Annotated in this window: 2 protein-coding genes; one reads left to right on the top strand and one right to left on the bottom strand. The window is 68.9% G+C overall.

Translation table 11 applies throughout. From position 1 onward, the window contains the following. Positions 1 to 905, bottom strand: a 905-nt coding sequence (locus tag ACIY1X_RS21355) for a YicC/YloC family endoribonuclease (protein ID WP_399684493.1), incomplete at its 3' end; no start/stop codon positions are given. A gap of 139 nt (positions 906 to 1,044) precedes the next feature. Here ACIY1X_RS21355 and ACIY1X_RS21350 point away from each other — a divergent pair. Beyond that, positions 1,045 to 2,047: serine/threonine protein kinase (locus tag ACIY1X_RS21350; RefSeq protein ID WP_399684490.1), on the top strand; the 1,003-nt coding region annotated here is incomplete at its 3' end.

The raw sequence follows: 2,047 nt of genomic DNA, 5'->3' as shown, positions 1-2,047 counted from the left end.
ATGTTCTGCACCTGCTCGCGCATCTGCTCGATCAGCACCTTCATGTCGACGCCGACGCGCGTCAGCTCCAGAGTGGCCGACTTGGAGCCGAGGGTGTTGGCCTCGCGGTGCAGTTCCTGGATGAGGAAGTCCAGGCGCTTGCCGATCTCGCCGCCCTTGTCGAGCAGGGCCTCGATCTCGTCCAGATGCGCGGTCAGGCGGGTCAGTTCCTCCGCCACGTCGATGCGGATGGCGAAGGCGGTGGCTTCGGCCAGGGCGCGTTCCTGGGCGGCCTCCGGGGCGGTGCCGCCGGCCAGGCCCATGGCCTCCTGCCAGCGTTGCAGGAAGCGGGTGCGCTGCTGTTCCACCAGTTGCGGAACGATCGGCGCAGCCTGCCCGGCCAGGCGCCGCAGCGCGGCCAGCCGCTCGCGCAGCATGGCGGCCAATCGCTCGCCTTCACGCGCACGCGCGGCGACCAGGTCGTCGACCACCCGGCCTACGATGGCCGGCACGTCGAAGCCGGCGGTGGTGGGCGCGGCGGTGTCGCCGGTCGCCATGCGCAGCACGTCGGCGACGCTGAGCCCGCGTGCCTCCGGCAGCCAGGCGCGCACCGCATCCTGCAGTCCGTTGAGGCGCTGCAGCAGGCGGGCACTGGGTTCGGCCAGGCCGGCCGAAGGCAGGTCGACGGCGGCGCGCACCTCGACCTTGCCGCGCTTGAGCCGCCGGGTGAGCAGTTCGCGCAAGGCCGGCTCGTGCTGCCGCAGGTCTTCGGCGAGCTTGAAGCTCAGGTCCAGGTAGCGGCTGTTGACCGAGCGGATCTCGACCCCGAGGCGGCCTGCGGACGTCGTCCTGCCTTCCTTGTCTTCGGGGGTGCCGGACGGGCCGCTCTGCCCGCTGGCATAGCCGGTCATGCTGTAAACTGGCATCGAGCCTCGCTCTCGCTGTGTCGCTGTGTGATTGCGCGCCGCCCGGCCACTTTCGGTGCTCCCTCGGTGGCCGTTCCCGCGAGGTTCCGGCGATGCGCTCGCTTGCCGCTTTCCCCGCCTTCGGGCGAAACTCCCGATTATGTCAAAGGTCAAACCCGCGCCACTGCTGCCGGACACCATGATTGGCGGCTATCGCGTGATCCGCCGGCTGTCGGCGGGCGGCTTCGGCGTGGTGTACCTGGCGGTCGATCCCAACGGCCAGCAGGTGGCGATCAAGGAGTACCTGCCCTCGTCGCTGGCCAGCCGCGCGACGGGCGAGCTGACGCCGCAGGTGCCGCCCGAGAAGCTGTCGCTGTACCGGCTCGGGCTGAAGAGCTTCTTCGAGGAGGGGCGCTCGCTGGCGCAGATCTCGCACGCCTCGGTGGTGAGCGTGCTCAACTTCTTCCGCGAGAACGAGACGGTCTACATGGTGATGAACTACCTGGAGGGGGCCACCCTGCAGGACTTCATCGTCACCGCGCGCGACCTGAAGAAGGCCAAGGTCTTCCGCGAGTCCACCATCCGTTCGCTGTTCGACGAGATCCTGCGCGGCCTGCGCGTGGTGCATCAGCACAAGATGCTGCACCTGGACATCAAGCCCGCCAACATCTTCGTCACCAACGACGACCGCGCGGTGATGATCGACTTCGGCGCGGCGCGTGAGGTGCTGTCCAAGGAGGGCAATTTCATCCGCCCCATGTACACGCCCGGCTTCGCAGCGCCCGAGATGTACCGGCGCGACTCCTCCATGGGCCCGTGGACCGACATCTATGCCATCGGCGCGTGCATGTACGCCTGCATGTACGGCTACCCGCCCAACGACGCGCCCCAGCGCATCGAGAAGGACCGGCTGGGCCTGTCGCTCTCGCGCCTGCGCGGCGTCTACTCCGACGACCTCATCGAGGTGGTGGAGTGGTGCATGGCGCTGGACCCGCTGTCGCGCCCCCAATCCGTCTTCGCGCTGCAGAAGGAGCTCAGCCGCGAGGGCGAGCGCCGCTACACGCGCCTGTCGGTCGGCGAGAAGATGCGCCTGTCGCTGGACAACATGCGCTCGTCCGAAAAACGCACCCTGCCGAAGGCCGTGGCACCGACCACGCGGCCCG

It is taken from the genome of Xenophilus sp. (assembly GCF_044462705.1).
Taxonomy (GTDB): domain Bacteria; phylum Pseudomonadota; class Gammaproteobacteria; order Burkholderiales; family Burkholderiaceae_C; genus Xenophilus; species Xenophilus azovorans.
The sequence above is the reverse complement of the archived record's forward strand: the minus strand, read 5'-3'. Positions and strand labels throughout refer to the sequence as shown.